The organism is Hyphomonas sp. UBA4494 (assembly GCF_002388935.1).
In the GTDB taxonomy this organism is placed as follows: Bacteria; Pseudomonadota; Alphaproteobacteria; order Caulobacterales; family Hyphomonadaceae; genus Hyphomonas.
In genome coordinates, this window is record NZ_DGNK01000006.1 from 97829 (window position 1) to 113678 (window position 15850).

Below are 15850 nucleotides of genomic sequence, written 5' to 3' on the forward strand. Positions count from 1 at the left end.
ATGGCCTACCATCACCTCGCGCTCGCTGCGAAAGACATGAAAGCGACGCACGCCTTTTATGAAGGCATCATGGGCTTTGAACTGGTCAAGGTGGAAGTCGCCCCGATCATGGGCGGTGGCTGGGGCAAGCATTTCTTCTACCGCATGGATGGCAATGACAGCCACTTCATCGCCTTCTGGGAATTGCACGAGACCGATGGTAGGGACGATTATGTCTACGATATCAACGCCGCCGCCAAACTCCCGCCGGGCACAAATCATTATTCCTTTTCGGTGGATACGAAGGAAGAACTGGAAAGCTGGAAACAGAAATGGCTCGCCGCCGGATTGGACGTCTTCGAGATTGACCATAATTGGTGTCACTCGATCTATACGAAGGACCCGAACGACAATGCAGTGGAATTCTGCCTGACCTCCGGCACCTTCACCGAGGCCGACCGTCAACGTGCGCTGGACGCCTTGTGGGAAACCGAGTTCAAGCCCTCTCCGCCGCCGGCCTTCATGCAAATGTGGAATGCCGAGAAAACCGTCAACTAACTACCAGCGCGCCGAATAGCCTCTCGTATCGACATGCACGAACGGCCCATGCGCCGCATTCGATCCATAGGCCGATGCGCCGCCCACGACCCAACCTTCGGGCTGCTCGGCGGCAAGTTCGTCAATCAGCTTGACCAGTGCGCGGGCATCTTCCTTGTCGATCCGGCCATTGCCGTCGAGATCATCCATCTGCCCGTCCCGGTCCTGATCAATATAGATATCGGCGGCATCACCATACAAATGGCGCGATGAAGTTGTCGTATTGCCAATGGCCGCATTATAGAATGGCGTACGATAGCCGCTCATCACGAAGAAAGTATCCGCTTCCCAGCCCTTCTCATTGGCAGCGGCAAGAAGGGTTTCGAGCTTCACCAGCATTTCCGGCTGCATCAGCAGATAGGTCGGCTCATGTCCCGGCTGCTGCTTGCAGCGGAACTGGCCGAGCTGGAAATTGGGCGAGACATGCAAATCCTCCGACATCGCCGTCAAATCGATAAAGCCCTTGGGCACGGCATAGGACGGAAGATCCCGCAACGGCCGGGCATACATCCCGATGCGATAGCCATTCAGGCTGTCATCCACGCCATTCTCGAACGGCGTCAGCACCAGCAGGTTCAGACGGGTTTCAGCGCCGCGATGGGAGATCTTCATGTCGGCCAGCCCCGGCGCCTCCGGAGCGGTCCAGGCAATCTCCGCCGCGTCACGGCTCAATTTTCCATCAGAAATCTCAATACGGGCATCTTCGGGAATGGCCAGCCTGACCTTCTCACTCGGCATGGCGGAAACAGAGATCAGCGGCAGCGCAGAGCGTGTTCCGTTTACGGTAATCTCGACGCCAGCACCTGTCTTGACGGTCTCAGTCTTGTCGACCGGCTGGACCGGGTGCAGCTCCGCCGATGCGATGATCCAGGGCATGAAGATGAATTTCATGAACGCGGAAAATATGGGTCTGGTCCTCTTGTCTGGTCTGAGCTGGCACGCATCACTTTAACCATTACGCATGCCTCCTCAAACGCATCAGAGGGCAAATAGTGCCATACTTTTTCTGATGTTTTTCAGAGCCGTAATTCGGAACCGGAACGGGCGCGATCGGTTTATCCAGCAACACCGCGAAGAGTTCCGCCAGTCTTCCCGACCGGCCAGGCCAGCCTGATGCGGCGGCCGCGCTCTTCTCTAACAAGAGTATTTTGGAGATTATTTATGCGTACGCATCGCCGACTTCTTGCATCAACCCTCCTCGCGACCGCTGGCCTGCTGACCGCCGTTCCCGCCAGCGCCCAGCATGCCGCACCCGCCGATACTGTGCAGCTGGCCGATCTGAGCGAGAAAGAGGTCATGGGCGGCGAACTTGAAGCGGAAAAAGCCTCTGCCATGCAGACCCTGATCCTGAATGACTGGCTGGAGCACGAACTGGGCAGTGAGACCGAAGCTGGTGTCCTGACCACAGTGCGCGCCGCCTATGCTCAGAATGTCTTCAAGCCGATCTGGACCGAGAAAGGAATCCGCTCGCTGAAGCGCGCGCGCAGTGATCTCTTCTCATACGGCCTCGTCCCATCCGACGTCTCGAAAGCCAATCTCAAAAAGATCGCAGCCAAGCGCCTGAAAGGCGACAGCGACGAGATTCGCGCCACAGCCGATCTGCAACTGACCGCAGCCTGGATCCGCACGGCCTCTGCCGTAAGCGGAGGATTGTCCGATAATGGCGAAGCGGCAAAATCGAAGACCGACGCGCCCTCGAAATCCACTGTGCAGAAAAGCCTGATCAAGGCGGCGCGGGGTGATGCCGACGACATCCTTTCCGAGCTCGAACCTGTGCACCCCCAATATAATCGTCTCAAGAAACAGCTGAAACAGTATCGCGAAATCCGGTCGGAGGGCGGCTGGCTCGCCATCCCGGATGGGGAAGCGATTGAACTGGACGACGAAGACCCACGTATTCCGGCCCTGCGCGACCGCCTGGAAGCGGAAGGCTATTACACGCCCGAGACATGGGCAGGCGATTTGCTGTCCGCCATCAGCATGGCTTCGAAAAATGATGACGGCACATCCGCTACGGAGATCGTGTTTGATGAGCGTCTTCAGAACGCCCTGAAGGATTTCCAGCGCCATCACGGCCTTGAGGATGACGGTGTTGTAGGTGGCAATACGATTGCCGCCCTGAATGAGAGTGTCGATTCGAAAATCGACCGGATCGCCGACACGATGAATCGCTGGCGTCATTATGATGATCTGGGTGACCAGTATATCTGGGCCAATATTCCCTCCTTCACCGCCGAAGGCTGGCGCAACAACCGTCGCGAAATCGCGATGAAGACAATCGTCGGCATGCCAAGCCGCGAAACCCCGGTCTTTTCCGACCAGGTGGAATACGCAGTCGCAAATCCGCGCTGGTATGCCCCGGTCAGCATCGTGCGCCGCGACAAGCTGCCAAAGCTGGCCAAGGACCCGTCCTATGCGGCCCGCAAGAATTTCAGGGTGATTGACCGAGCCACCGGCCAGTCCGTCTCCGCCGCCTCGGTGGACTGGACCGAGCCAGCCGCCGCCGACAACTACCAACTGGTCCAAGGCCCCGGCGCCAGTAATGCCCTCGGCGATCTGAAGATCATCTTTCCCAATCAGTATTCTGTCTACCTCCATGGCACGCCCGGCGTGAGCCTGTTTGACCGCGCGCAGCGCACGTTCAGCTCAGGCTGCGTCCGTCTGGAAAGGCCTGAAGACATGGCGAAATGGATTGCGGCGCATGACCCGGAAATCACATCCAGGGATGTATCGGAGGCGCTCGAAGGGTCAAATCCGGAACGAATCGAGTTCAAGTCCGAAACCCAGATTCACATCACCTACATGACCGTCACAGTGGACGAAGACGGGAAGCCGAATTTTTGGCGTGACGTCTATCACGAAGAAGACGGCATCGAGATGGTCGACAAATATGCCCCACTCTACCAGCCCGCCCAGGATGAGGAACTGGCTCAAGCGACATCCGACCAACGCAAGGGATAAGGCTTACTGGCTCGCCCAGAGAATACGGGCGAGCCAGGCAATCTCTGACGGTTTGAAACTGCGCACGGGATAGGCCGGGTTCAACGAGGCCAGTTCAACTGTGCGCGTATTCTTGCGCGCCAGGACCTTGGCCATCACTTCGCCACCAACAGTTTTTGCCACCACCCGATCGCCCGGTTTCACTTCGGAACCCGGCGACACGATAATCCGGTCCCCGGCCCGATAGGCCGGCTCCATGGAATCTCCGCTGATCTCCAATGCGTAAACCGACTCCGTTTCCAGCCCCGGAAACCGAACCTCCTCCCAGCCCCCGCCAACCGGAAACCCGGAATCATCGAAGAAGCCGTCCTGCCCGGCTTGCGCAAAGCCTATCAGGGGGGCAATCGCTCCGCGCCGACCATCGACCAAGGCGGCAAAATCCTCAAACCGACTGCCAACAGATTCCAGGACGCGCGCAAGGCTTTCCGTGGACGGCCAGCGCGGACGTCCATCAGCCCCTTCCCGCTTGGAAGGATTGAAGGCCGTCGGATCCAGCCCGGCCCGGCGTGCCAGTCCAGACGGCGTCAGCCCATGATACGCAGCAAGGGCATCAAGCCCCCGCCAGATATCTCGATGTTTCATGGGATAATTTTCCCAAAGGTTGCACTCGCCGCTAAATAGGAATATTCACCTATTGTCAAGTGAGGGTGAGAAAACTGCTATGAAACTATTCATACATGGCGTTCCGGATACGCCGCATCTGTGGGAGCCACTGATTGCGGCGCTCGGTCTCGGCGCCGATGACTATCGCGCCCCCGCCCTACCCGGCTTTGGCTGCCCGCGTCCGGACGGGTTCAGCGCAACCAAGGACGCCTATGCGAACTGGCTGGTCGACCAGATGGAAGCGGCCGGTGGCAACGTCGATATTGTCGGCCATGACTGGGGCGCACTGCTGACCCTGCGCGCCGTGTCCCTCAGGCCGGATCTTGTACGCAGTTGGTGCGTCACCAATGCGGTGATCGACCCCGACTATCGCGGCCACTCGTTGGCAAGGCGCTGGGCAACGCCTGTGTTGGGTGAGCTTGTCATGCTGGGCATGCGCAACAAGAAACGGCTCCTTCCTGCACTGGTTTCCGGCGGCATGCCGCGCAACCTGGCCGAGCAGGAAGTTCCGCTCATCGACAAGACGATGCGGCAGAGCATTCTTCGCCTCTACCGGTCAGCGGCCGGCCTGCGCTTTTCGGATGAATGGGTGAAGGGTCTCGAAAATCTTCCGGAGCGCGGCCAGTTATTCTGGGGCGAGACGGACCCTTATGTCGACCTCTCTGTGGGCGAACGATTTTCCAAACGCTGGAACGTGCCGCTGCATGTCGAGCGTGGCGCCGGACATTGGGCCTGTGCGGAGCGGGCAACCGAGTTCGCTGCCCTGCTCCAATCACACTGGGCCTGAGTTTCAGGCAGCTTCCTTCTTCGGGCTGCCGAGTTCTTGTTTCACGCGCTCGGCCAGCTGACGGACGGTGAACGGCTTCGGTAGGAACGAGACCGCGCGGTCGTCGTCCAGCTGTTTGGCAATGTCGCGCTCGGCATAGCCGGAGATGAAGATCACGCGGGCGTGACCCAGCAGATCCTTGGCTTCGCGGATCAGCGTCGGACCATCCTTGCCCGGCATCACCACATCGGAAATGACAAGATCAAAACTTTCCGGATTGTCCTCGAGAATTTCCATCGCTTCTTCGCCATCGCAGGCCTCTTCGACTTCATAGCCGCTCGACCGTAGCAAGGAGGCGGCAATGCCGCGCACGCCGTCCTCATCCTCGATCAACAGGATGCGACCGCGACCGGAAATATCCACCGGCTGGCTGGCAATTTTCTCGGCCTGCGCCATGTCCACCGGCTCAGGTATTTCCTCTGCCTTGAGCGCGGGAAGATAGATGTGGAACGTTGTGCCCTTGCCTACGCTGGAAGTGGTGCAGATATAGCCGCCCGACTGCTTGATGATGCCGTAGACCGTCGCAAGCCCGAGACCTGTGCCGACGCCAGCTTCCTTCGTCGTGAAGAAGGGCTGGAAGATCTTGTCCATGACGTCTTTCGGCATGCCGTGACCGCTATCTTCCACTTCGATCAGCATATAGTCGCCATCGCTCACAAAGGCGAAGCCCTTGTCCTGGGCTTCCTTGCCGGTGGCGCGCGCCGTGCGGATTGTCAGCTTGCCACCATTCTTGTGGCTGAGCATCGCGTCGCGCGCATTGGTGGCAAGGTTGAACAGTGCGTTCTCAAGCTGGTTTTTGTCGGCCTTGATGTAAGGCACATCGCGGCCATGCTTGACGTCCAGCTCGATCCGCTCATCCAGCAACTGGCGCAGGAGGATCGAGAATTCTGACATGAAGTCCGTCACCGCAAACACTTCGCGCTTGAAGGTCTGCTGGCGCGCATAGGCGAGCAGCATCTTCACAAGGTCTTTCGCACGGATCGAGAATTCGTGGATCGATTTCAGATTGGAATAGGATGGATCTCCCAGAGGGTGGTGAACCATCAGCTGTTCATTGTTCAGGATGATGCCTTGCAGCACGTTGTTGAAATCATGCGCGACGCCGCCGGCCAGTTGTCCGATGGCCTGCATCTTCTCACCGTGCGCCAGACGCATTTCCAGCTGGCGCTGTTCGGTGATGTCCATGACATAGGCCACCGAGGGACGGCCTGCGCCGTCAAGCGCCACGAAGACGTTTACGTGCTTGGGCTCTTCTCCAACCAGTTTCAGGTTCACTGGCTTGTCGATGGCATCAATGAGCAGGCTCTTGAGTGCATCTTCGCCTTCTTCCGGGGCAAACAATTCAGAGAACTTGCCGCCCGGCGCGGCTTTGCCCTCGGTCAGGTCCATCAGCGAACGGTTGGCATCCATGATGATTGCGCTGTCTACGCTGCCGCCCTCGAGGCGCACCGCTCCAAAGGGCGCATCATCAAACATCGGATCACCATCCGGACGCGGTGGGCGTGACGCGGTCGAAATGCGGAAGCCTTCCTCGCCGGTGTTCATGACTTGCTGGCTAGCCAGAATGATCGTGCGTCCTGTCGCGTCCGCGCCCTTGCCCGACCAGGTCGTAATCGCCTGAACCGGGCGCTCAACACCGTCACGACCGCGCAGCTGGATGTCGACCCGGCCCGGCACGCCGGATTTGCGGTCGCGCGAGAGCATCTTCACGAACTCAGGGCGCATGATGTCGTCGATACGAATATTCTTGGCCGTTTCCGGCAGACCCAGCATATCGCGCAGCCAGCCATTGGCATAAGTGATCGTGCCATCCGGGCGCGCAGCGAAGAAGCCCATCGGCGCGTCTTCGACATAAAGCGATTTCAAGTCGGCCGCGCCGGTCGCTTCGCGCTCGCCGGCGATCGGACGAATGCGCCAGAGCACTTTGTCACGCGGTAGCGGCGACACAGTGATTTCGAACTGGGCGGGCACACGCTCCGGGCCAATCGTGATCGGCGGCAGGATTTCGCGGCGCGCATGACCAGCCTTCGCCCCCTTGGACAGGCGGTAAACCGGTGCAGCCAGACCTGGATTGGCACCGAACAGGCGATCCACGGTCACCGGAGCGCCTTCGGCTTGGGAGCCGATCAGCGCGAGGCTTGTCAGCTCGCGATAAGATGTATTGGCCGCAACAGGTGCACCCCCCTGATCGGCAATCAGGACCGATTCATCCAGCGCCTCGATCCAGCCAAAGCGCGGCGTCGCCGCTTGAGCGGCGCGCGCAATCGAGCCGCGCTCCGGGAACAAGCCCAGCATCCGGCCAGCGCCGCGTACGCTCCACAGCAAGAATACCAGTCCACCAGAGGCCATCGCAATCAGCAGGATCGGGCCAGGCGCGCCCGAAGCATTTGGCCAGGCAAGCGCAACACTGGCCGCAGCAATCGAAACGAGCAGGCAGACCCAGAACGAAAGCTGCATGAAATCCACGCGTCCGCGCTCAGTCACTTCGCTTGTTTCAGCGGTGGTATCCTGATCGTCAGCGGGAGCGGCCTTCGCCTGCATTTGAAAATCCATTGGTCGCTTTACACTCCTGTTGCCAGCCGCCAAGGTCAGGCCAGCACTCTACGCCTTTTCCGTTCGGCATCACTGCCGACTCAGTCATACGGAATCCTAGTGTACCAAATGTGGCACGACAAAGGTTAATGAAAGCGAAAAAGGCGTTAAGACAAACGTTGAAAATTACAGAAATCACAGTGAAATCGGAGCTTTTCATGAGACGAACTTCAACAGCAATCGCAGCGCTCCTGCTGCTCGGCGCCTGCCAAAGCGCGGATGACACAACGCTGCCGCCTCCTGTCGCTGAAATGCCGCCTTCGCCAACCCAAGCCGACCGGAGCGAACTGGTCGCGGCCGAAAGCGCCCGGCTGAATGAATGGTTCGAGGACAAGTTCCAGGAAACTCTGGACCGCAACCCGATGTACCAGACCTATCTCGGTGTGAAGACCGACTATGACAAATGGAATGACGTCTCCGACGCCAAGGCTATCGAAGATATGGAAATCCAGCGCGCCAATATCGCTGAGATGAAAACACTCTTTGATTTTGACCTACTGAATGATCAGGCCAAACTGTCCTGGCGGCTCGCCGAATATGAGCTGGCCGAAGCAGAAGCCGGATTTCCGTATCGCCACTATGATTATGTTTTCGACCAGATGCGCGGCGTCCAGTCCGGCATTCCGGCCTTCTTGGTCAACCAGCATGGCGTGACCAGCCTGTCCGATGCGGAGGCCTATGTGGCCCGCCTCGAAGGCGTGGAAACTTACCTGGCGCAAAACATTGAAAATGCGGAATATTCCGCCAGCCTCGGTATCATACCACCCGCCTTCGCTTACCCCTACGTACTGAACGATTCCAAGGGCGTAATCACCGGCTATCCCTTCACGACCGATGTGAGTGATGGCAGCGAAGACAGCCCACTGATGAAGGATTTCCGCAGCAAGGTCTCCGGACTTGTTGAGGCCGGAACGATTGACGATGTTCAGGCGGCTAAGCTGCTCGCTGATGCCACCACCGCCCTCACATCAGCGGTCGGCCCGGCCTATGAAAACCTCATCGCGACCATGACCGAGCAGGCCAAAAGCGCGACCACAGAGGATGGCGCATGGAAGCTGCCCGAGGGCGACGCCTATTATGCGATGCGTCTGAAGCGGATGACGACGACCGACAAGAGCGCGGCAGAAGTCCACCAGCTCGGCCTTGACGAGGTGGCTCGCATCCATGAGGAAATGCGCGGGATCATGGCGAAGGTCGGATTCGAGGGCACGCTGAAGGAATTCTTCGAGTTCATGCGAACAGATGAGCAATTCTATCTTCCCAACACTGAAGAAGGCCGCGAGGCCTATCTGGCCGAAGCTCGCGCCCAAATCGAGCTTATGAAGGTCGACCTGCCCAGCGTATTCAACACATTCCCCAAGGCTGACATGATCGTCAAAGCGGTCGAACCATTCCGCGAGAAATCCGCCGGCAAGGCCTTCTATTCCCGCCCTGCCCCGGATGGCAGCCGGCCCGGCACTTACTATGCCAACCTCTATCGCATGCAGGATATGCCGACCTACCAGTTGCAGGCCCTCGCCTTCCATGAAGGCATTCCAGGCCACCACATGCAGATCGCCATTGCGCAGGAGCTGGAAGGCATTCCGAGCTTCCGCAAGTATGGCGGCTATACTGCCTTCTCCGAAGGTTGGGGCCTCTATTCGGAATTCCTGCCAAAAGAGATGGGCTACTATTCCGACCCGTATGACGATTTCGGACGACTTGCGATGGAGATCTGGCGCGCAGCACGCCTGGTCGTCGATACAGGCATCCATGACAAACAATGGACCCGCGAAGAGGCGATCCAGTATTTGCTTGACAATACGCCCAACCCGGAAGGTGACGCGAAGAAGGCCATTGAGCGCTACATCGTGATGCCGGGACAGGCAACGGCCTACAAAATCGGTATGCTCAAAATTCTCGAGTTGCGCGAACAAGCCAAGGGGGAACTTGGTGAGTCATTCGACATCGCCGAATTCCACGATGTTGTCCTGAAGGATGGCCCCGTGCCCCTGAGCATTCTGGAAGAGAATGTCATGGCTTGGGTCGCCGAGAAAAAGGAAGACTGATCATGACTGCACGCAGCTTCGGTCCCGCCTGTTTCGCTTCTGTCGCACTGGTGGGGCTGGCTGCGTGTACATCTGTGCTGGCGCCGGTGCTCAAACCGAACGTCACCACGGACGTCGTGAAATTGGAGGGCGGCAACTGGCAGCTGGATCCGGCTCACGCCGCCCTCACCTTCAAGATCGATCATCTGGGCTACTCGACTTATATTGGTCGGTTCGAACGATTTGATGTTCAGATGAGCGGCGCCGCTGACAATCCAGCCGATGCGAAGGTCGAAGGCAAGGTGGACATGAGTTCGCTCGACATCGCAAATGACGAGTTTGCCGAAACGCTTATGGGAGCAGACTGGTTCAACGCCGCCAACTTCCCCGAAGCCCGGTTCCAATCGACTCGCATCGTGATGACCAGCGAAACCACAGCGGACGTCGAAGGCATCCTGACCCTGCATGGAAAGAATGCTCCAGTCACTCTGGCCGTGACCTTCAATGGCGCGGGCTTCGACCGGCTACGCAACGCGCAGGTGGCCGGATTCTCGGCTACCACGGAGATCGACCGGACCGTTTTCGGCATCAGCCGGTTCAGCGGACTGATCACAGATATGGTGGGCGTTGAAATCGAGGTGGAACTGTTAAAGACTCCCGGCGTAACTTGATCTGACGGGTCTACCCTCCCTATCAGGGAACAGGATCAGAACTAATATCAGGAGATTCGGGGATGCTGGGTGAAATGTTGGCGGAGGTCTTCTCCGTATCGGGCCTGTTTACGTTATTCATGCTATTGTTGCTTCAGGCCGTGCTCGGCTTCGACAATTTGCTCTACATTTCCATCGAATCAAAGCGGGTCGGCGAAGCAAAAGCGCCGATGGTGCGCCAATGGGGCATCGGCCTCGCAGTGCTGTTCCGGATCGTCCTGCTCTTCGTCATCGTCGCGCTGTTCGATGCTCTGGCCGAGCCTCTGTTCGGCTTCCATCTATCAGGAATAATCGAGGGAGAGTTCACCTTCCAGAGCATGATCACCTTCGTCGGTGGGGCCTTCATCATCTACACGGCGATCAAGGAAATCTCCCACATGTTGACGGTGGAGCACATCGAACACAGCGAGGGCGGCAAGTCGAAATCTGTGTTGCAGGCAATTGGCCTTATCGTGGCAATGAACCTCGTCTTCTCGTTCGACTCCATCCTGTCGGCCATGGCCATTGCGAATGAGGAAATCGCGCGCATCGTGAATTCCGCAGGTGAGACGATTGGCACGTTCAAGGGCACGGTCACCGATTGTAAGGAAGCCCTGATCGCTCAGCCAATAGCAGATGCGGTCGCATGCCGGCCGGGCAAGGACTACCAGGTCTGGTTGATGGCAATTGCGATCATCGCGTCAGGCATCGTTATGGCGTTGATGGCAAACGCGGTGGCGGACTTCCTGAAGAAAAACCGGATGTATGAGGTCATGGGCCTGTTCATCCTGTTTCTCGTCGGCGTTCTTCTGGTCACCGAGGGCGCACATCTCGCCCACTTGAAACTGTTCGACTACACGATCGAAGCCATGTCGAAGTCTTCCTTCTACCTCGTCATCTTCGTACTGGTGGTCACTGACATCATCTCAGTACGCTACCAGCGCCGCCTCTGGGCGCAGCGCGAGGCTGAAATTCTGGGTGGAGGCACAGAAGAAGCGTCGAAAGCGGGCGCTGAAGCCAATATGTAGGAATTTTCGGGCAGCCCCTGCCTAGCGCAGAAGGGCTGTCCGCCGATTAATGCGCACCGCCATCCGATTGCCCTTCCGGCCAATCTCGCCTTCGGCAACAACAGCGCCATCGCGGCCACCGGTCAGCAGTTCAACGGGCTGATCGGCTGGCAGGCCCAGCAGCAGGGTTGAACCCGGCTTGAGATTGGCGAGGCGTGACATGGGTACGCTGAGGGTTGCCACGCGAGCGGTCAGCACAGCCGTCATCGCCCCTGCCCCAACAACCGGAGCGACCTCGCGGGAGATGCGCTGTTGCGAGCGCGTCGTCGGCACATCGCTGGACAGGTCAAACAGGTCATCCTCAGCCAGGATCAGGCGCGCCGGCATCTTGATGTCATCGACGCGCACATCGAGATCGAGAATGGATGTCATGCCCGGTCCGGCAAGGGCGCAGGCGAACTCCGTATCAGTTTCGATGCGAGAGAATTTCAGTGAGGATGCCAGCGCCGCTCCCAGGGGGCGTACCAGGCCTTCGAGGAGCGCAGCATCCATCGGCGTCAGGGCGCGATGATGCCCCTGTGTCGGCTTTCCGCCACAGGCAGTCTCAATGAGTGCATTTGCGAGCGACGCGCTGATCACCAGCATCGCCGCAATTTCACCACCGGGCGCAGAATAGCAGGCAATGGCAGAGCCACGACCAGAGCATTCTGTTGCCAGTCCCTGGTCAAAACTGCCACGCGCGCTGGCGCGGGCAAGCGCCGCCGCCTTCAGACCGCAGCCATCTCTCAGCGCCAAAGTCAGCCGGGACGCGATACGGCGCGCATCCTCTGTAATTTCGGTCGATTCAGCCGGCGCCAGCTTGCGCAAATTCGGAACATCAACGTCCGTAACTTTGACAGGCTCGGGTTCCGGTTCTGGCATGTCGTCCAGATTGGGACGCAACAATGCCTCGATCTCGGCGGCGCTCAGCACGCCACGAGATGTCGGGATCGGACGATCCGGAGTAATTGGCTCGAACGTCGTCGGCATGTCGAGCATGATGTCGGCTTCCCGTCTGGGAGACATGTCCCAGCCGTCATCGGCAGCAAGAGGCAGATCATTGGTCATGGTTCGGTGAGCTGACTTCCGTGTTCCAGTCTGTTTTGCGTCAGATACGGTTAACGACTGGTTAGGAATTTCCGCTTTGGTGCGGTCATTGTCAGCCATGATTCCACTCGAAACTCCGCCAGTGTTAATGCAGGTCCGCTTCGCGTTAAATATCACATGCCGTCGTTAAGGCCTTGATTACCATGCTGTAAGACATCCTTTGGACCTTGATGCCATTATGTCCTCAACGCATGAGGCTCCAAGCATAACCGCCGAAGCGTTGGGTTGATGGGCAAATGAAAACGGCGGTGATCCGATCAGGATCACCGCCGCTTTTTAATTCGGAAATGGTTTGCGCAGGCTCAGTCGTCGCGCAGCGTGCGTTCCTTGCGCTCGTGGCGCTCCTGCGCTTCGAGGCTGAGCGTTGCTGTCGGACGCGCTTCCAGACGGCGCAGGCCAATTGGCTCGCCGGTCACTTCGCAATATCCGTAGGAACCGTCATCAATGCGGCGCAGCGCGGAATCGATCTTGGAGATCAGTTTGCGCTGACGGTCACGGGTGCGCAGCTCAAGAGCCTTGTCGCTCTCTGCTGAAGCGCGATCGACGATATCCGGCAGCGAACCTGACTCATCCTGCAAATTATTGATCGTCTGCTTCGCACCGTCGAGGATATCGGCTTTCCAGTTCTCCAGAAGCCGCCGGAAGAAGGCAAGCTGACGCTCGTTCATGAACTCCTCGTCATCCGAGGGGCGATAGTCGTCCGAAAGGTCAACACTCATCGCTTATCACCTTACTCTGTTTGGGGGCGGATATAGACCGCCTAGCGATTCTCTGCAATTCCTGATGCTGTGTAATTTTTATCAATGTTTTCAGACAATTGAGGCGAAATCATGTAATCTTCATGAGTTTGCCCCTGATCCTCGGCACCTGAAATCGACTATTCCCGTGCAATTTACAGGCCGGGACTTGATCTTTCTGACGACGACGCGCTCTATAAACGCCTGTCCAAAACACAACTGATGCACTGGTTTCAGCGTAGATGGCCCGACGCCGGAAAACTATGGATAAGTCGTCCGGCTGGATGCAGGCAGTAGTGTTCAACTCACTGCTGGTCCTCATGCCGGTGATTGCTGCGCAAAGTCTTGCCATGGCATTCTCTGGCGAGAGTTTTTCAGAGTCCCCCACCATTGAATCGATTGATCAGACCCGTCGCAACATTGACGAAACGTTTGCGTCAATCGCCCCCCGCAATGGCGGCGACAAGTACAAATTCTGGCACGACATCGTTGAACGTGAACTGATGGATATGGATGTTGCGGCAGCACGCGGCTTCCTCCTGGCGGCGCCGCAAATGCTTGATCGGGAATCGGTGCGCGAACTCGAAGCTGACTCCAGCGGTGTGAAGCTGGACCGTCCGGATGACCGGATGGCCGCGGCGGCGCTCCGTAAATTACCTCTTGATATTGGCCTGAAGTTCGAAAAGGCACAGGCATCCGCCGGCCCAAGAAACACGCCCTCTTCCACAAGTATCGTGGAGGAAGAAGAGGCCTCCGACGATCCCGCCGACACGCAAGATGCCGATGTGCCAAGCGAAAAGCTCGAAGTGACCGTATCGGGCAATACGCGACCGTCAGACCGCCGGTTTGTGCTGCTGGGCAGCTTCTCTGATCTCGCCAACAATTCCGAACGCTGGCTGAAGGGTGACCGGGTGGATCCCATTACGCTGAAAATCACGGCACTCGCCCTGATCGGCGCGGAGGGATCTGATGGTGTATCAGACGGCAATGTAAGAGCCGCCTCGATCCTGAAGTCCGCGCGCAGGGCACGGCGCATGACACCCGAATTCACCGCTTACATGAAGAGCCGGCTCAATGATGCCTTGCCTGACGATGTATTGCAGCCAGCGCTGGAAGAAGCGCTCGGTGAGCTGGCCACGACAAGTGTCCGCGTCGACCGGGTAAGGAATGCTTATCTCAACTCCATCGACGCAGGTGGCCTGCAGCAGCTCGAGAAGGACCTGAGCCAGATCGACCGCATCGGCACGCTGACCAGCACACCGGCGGCCATCACGCTGATTGAACATGTGAAGGACAGTTCAGACTTGCGGCGCGCGCGCTTGCTGGCTGAAGCTGGCGGAGACCGGTCGGTTGCCTTGGTCAAGCAGGATGGTCCAGGCGCGCTGCGGATCGCCGACACCGGCATCAAATGGACGCAACAACTGATGCTGCAGGTAATGGGACTGACCGCGTCTGGTCTCGCCCTGCTTTATGTGATGATTGCGACCTTCCGACGGAACGTCCGGCTGCCGAAGAAGAGCGTGGAGCCCTCCGGCATCTGATCCCTACAGACTGAATGCCCCGCGAATGCCATCAATCAGGAGCTGCACCGAAAGCGCCGCAAGGATAACGCCCAGGATTCGTGTGAGTGCCCCGGCAACACTCGCGCCCATGAGACGCACCAGCGGCCCGGCAATCAGAAATATGACCAGCGTCAGCAGGAGGTTGAGCCCAATCGCCGACAACACGATCCCCTTCTCGATCCAGTCCGACTTGTCCGACATGTAGAACATGGCGGTTGCAATGGAACCGGGGCCTGCCACCATGGGAATCCCCAGCGGGAATACCGAAATGTCGTCTGGCTCGGGATCGGCGGAGTGCGTCCCGAGATGTTCTTCGGCCCGGTGTTCGCGGCGTTCGGTGCGCTTCTCGAACACCATGTCCAGTGCAATCATGAACAGCAGAATGCCGCCAGCCGCCCGAAACGCATCAATGGAAATATGCATCGCGCCGAGCAACCAGGACCCGCCAAACGCAAAACCATAAATGATGATCGTGGCCACGATGATGGATTTCACCGCCATCCTTCGCCGATAGGCGGCGTCGCCGCCTGCCGTAAGCGTCGCAAAAACTGGCGCGACACCCAATGCATCGATCAACACGAAGAAAGTGACAAAGGTCGCGGTAAATAGGGAGAGAAGGTCTGCGCTCATGGGCGCCGAACTAGTCCTTTTGACCCGTTGCGTCGAGGATTTCCTGCACGAGCGGCGCAACGATCACTGAGTCGTTCAGGCCTTCAAAGCGGGAAAGGTCTGCGCCGCCAGTCGCGAGCGAGAGCATCATACGGTGACCGCGCAACCTCTGGAGTAGGCCGTCGGTTCCGCGATGCCCGTCAGCACTGGCGGTACGCCCATTGCCGAGATCCACAACAAGGCCTTCGCCCTGCCCGGCTTCCAACAGCGATATCCCCTCTTCGAGGGTGACCGGCTTGGTGTCGGGGATGGGATCGATACGCATCACACTCCCCATTACTCCGCGCCTCGCGCGTCAGCCATCATGAGTTTGCGGCAACGGCTCAGCGCGCGGTAAAGGCTTGAACTGGCAACATCGGCCGAAATTTCCAAGACTGCATCGCGATCCTCATCGCAATCACACGCCGCAAGCAGCC

14 protein-coding genes are annotated in these 15850 nt (G+C 58.4%); 7 read left to right on the forward strand and 7 right to left on the reverse strand.

Translation table 11 applies throughout. The features are described 5' to 3' along the window. A complete protein-coding gene (locus B2P82_RS03200) occupies positions 1–537 on the forward strand; it encodes a VOC family protein (protein ID WP_290495103.1) in 537 nt (178 codons plus the stop codon). On the opposite strand, the gene B2P82_RS03205 is transcribed toward B2P82_RS03200, so the two are convergent. Next, entirely contained in the window at positions 538–1452 is a 915-nt protein-coding gene (locus B2P82_RS03205) for a D-Ala-D-Ala carboxypeptidase family metallohydrolase (RefSeq protein ID WP_290495104.1), read from the reverse strand. Positions 1453–1737: 285 nt separating this feature from the next. On the opposite strand from B2P82_RS03205, the gene B2P82_RS03210 reads away from it, so the two are divergent. After that, positions 1738–3537, forward strand: a complete 1800-nt coding sequence (locus tag B2P82_RS03210; RefSeq protein ID WP_290495106.1) for a L,D-transpeptidase family protein — start codon at positions 1738–1740, stop codon at positions 3535–3537. Positions 3538–3540: 3 nt separating this feature from the next. On the opposite strand, the gene B2P82_RS03215 is transcribed toward B2P82_RS03210, so the two are convergent. Continuing rightward, positions 3541–4158 carry a S24 family peptidase gene (locus B2P82_RS03215; RefSeq protein WP_290495108.1) on the reverse strand — a complete coding sequence of 206 codons (618 nt, stop codon included), beginning with the start codon at positions 4156–4158 and terminating at the stop codon, positions 3541–3543. Positions 4159–4237: 79 nt separating this feature from the next. On the opposite strand from B2P82_RS03215, the gene B2P82_RS03220 reads away from it, so the two are divergent. After that, positions 4238–4966 (forward strand): alpha/beta fold hydrolase, encoded by a 729-nt coding sequence (locus B2P82_RS03220; RefSeq protein ID WP_290495110.1) that lies wholly within the window; start codon positions 4238–4240, stop codon positions 4964–4966. Positions 4967–4969: 3 nt separating this feature from the next. Here B2P82_RS03220 and B2P82_RS03225 read toward each other — a convergent pair whose 3' ends face one another. Then, entirely contained in the window at positions 4970–7558 is a 2589-nt protein-coding gene (locus tag B2P82_RS03225; protein ID WP_206992407.1) for a response regulator, read from the reverse strand. Between the two features lie 197 nt (positions 7559–7755). On the opposite strand from B2P82_RS03225, the gene B2P82_RS03230 reads away from it, so the two are divergent. The 3 genes from B2P82_RS03230 (at position 7756) to B2P82_RS03240 (ending at position 11341) form a co-directional block, all read left to right on the forward strand. Then, positions 7756–9645, forward strand: coding sequence for a DUF885 domain-containing protein (locus tag B2P82_RS03230; RefSeq protein ID WP_290495112.1), 1890 nt, complete (start codon positions 7756–7758; stop codon positions 9643–9645). 2 nt (positions 9646–9647) lie between these two features. Further along, positions 9648–10295, forward strand: coding sequence for a YceI family protein (locus B2P82_RS03235; RefSeq protein WP_290495114.1), 648 nt, complete (start codon positions 9648–9650; stop codon positions 10293–10295). Between the two features lie 62 nt (positions 10296–10357). Continuing rightward, positions 10358–11341: a TerC family protein gene (locus B2P82_RS03240; RefSeq protein ID WP_242517485.1), complete on the forward strand. Its 984-nt coding sequence runs from the start codon at positions 10358–10360 to the stop codon at positions 11339–11341. Between the two features lie 21 nt (positions 11342–11362). On the opposite strand, the gene B2P82_RS03245 is transcribed toward B2P82_RS03240, so the two are convergent. Together B2P82_RS03245 and dksA are read right to left on the reverse strand one after the other, a co-directional pair. Continuing rightward, positions 11363–12526, reverse strand: a complete 1164-nt coding sequence (locus tag B2P82_RS03245; protein WP_290495116.1) for a FliM/FliN family flagellar motor switch protein — start codon at positions 12524–12526, stop codon at positions 11363–11365. 242 nt (positions 12527–12768) lie between these two features. Continuing rightward, positions 12769–13185, reverse strand: coding sequence for an RNA polymerase-binding protein DksA (gene dksA / locus B2P82_RS03250; protein WP_034816146.1), 417 nt, complete (start codon positions 13183–13185; stop codon positions 12769–12771). 281 nt (positions 13186–13466) lie between these two features. Here dksA and B2P82_RS03255 point away from each other — a divergent pair, with 281 nt between their 5' ends. Next, positions 13467–14744 carry a hypothetical protein gene (locus B2P82_RS03255; protein WP_290495118.1) on the forward strand — a complete coding sequence of 426 codons (1278 nt, stop codon included), beginning with the start codon at positions 13467–13469 and terminating at the stop codon, positions 14742–14744. Between the two features lie 3 nt (positions 14745–14747). Here B2P82_RS03255 and B2P82_RS03260 read toward each other — a convergent pair whose 3' ends face one another. Both B2P82_RS03260 and B2P82_RS03265 read right to left on the reverse strand, forming a co-directional pair. Continuing rightward, a complete protein-coding gene (locus B2P82_RS03260) occupies positions 14748–15395 on the reverse strand; it encodes a MarC family protein (RefSeq protein ID WP_034816142.1) in 648 nt (215 codons plus the stop codon). Between the two features lie 10 nt (positions 15396–15405). Next, a complete protein-coding gene (locus tag B2P82_RS03265) occupies positions 15406–15699 on the reverse strand; it encodes a hypothetical protein (protein ID WP_290495121.1) in 294 nt (97 codons plus the stop codon). Between the last annotated feature and the right edge of the window lie 151 nt (positions 15700–15850).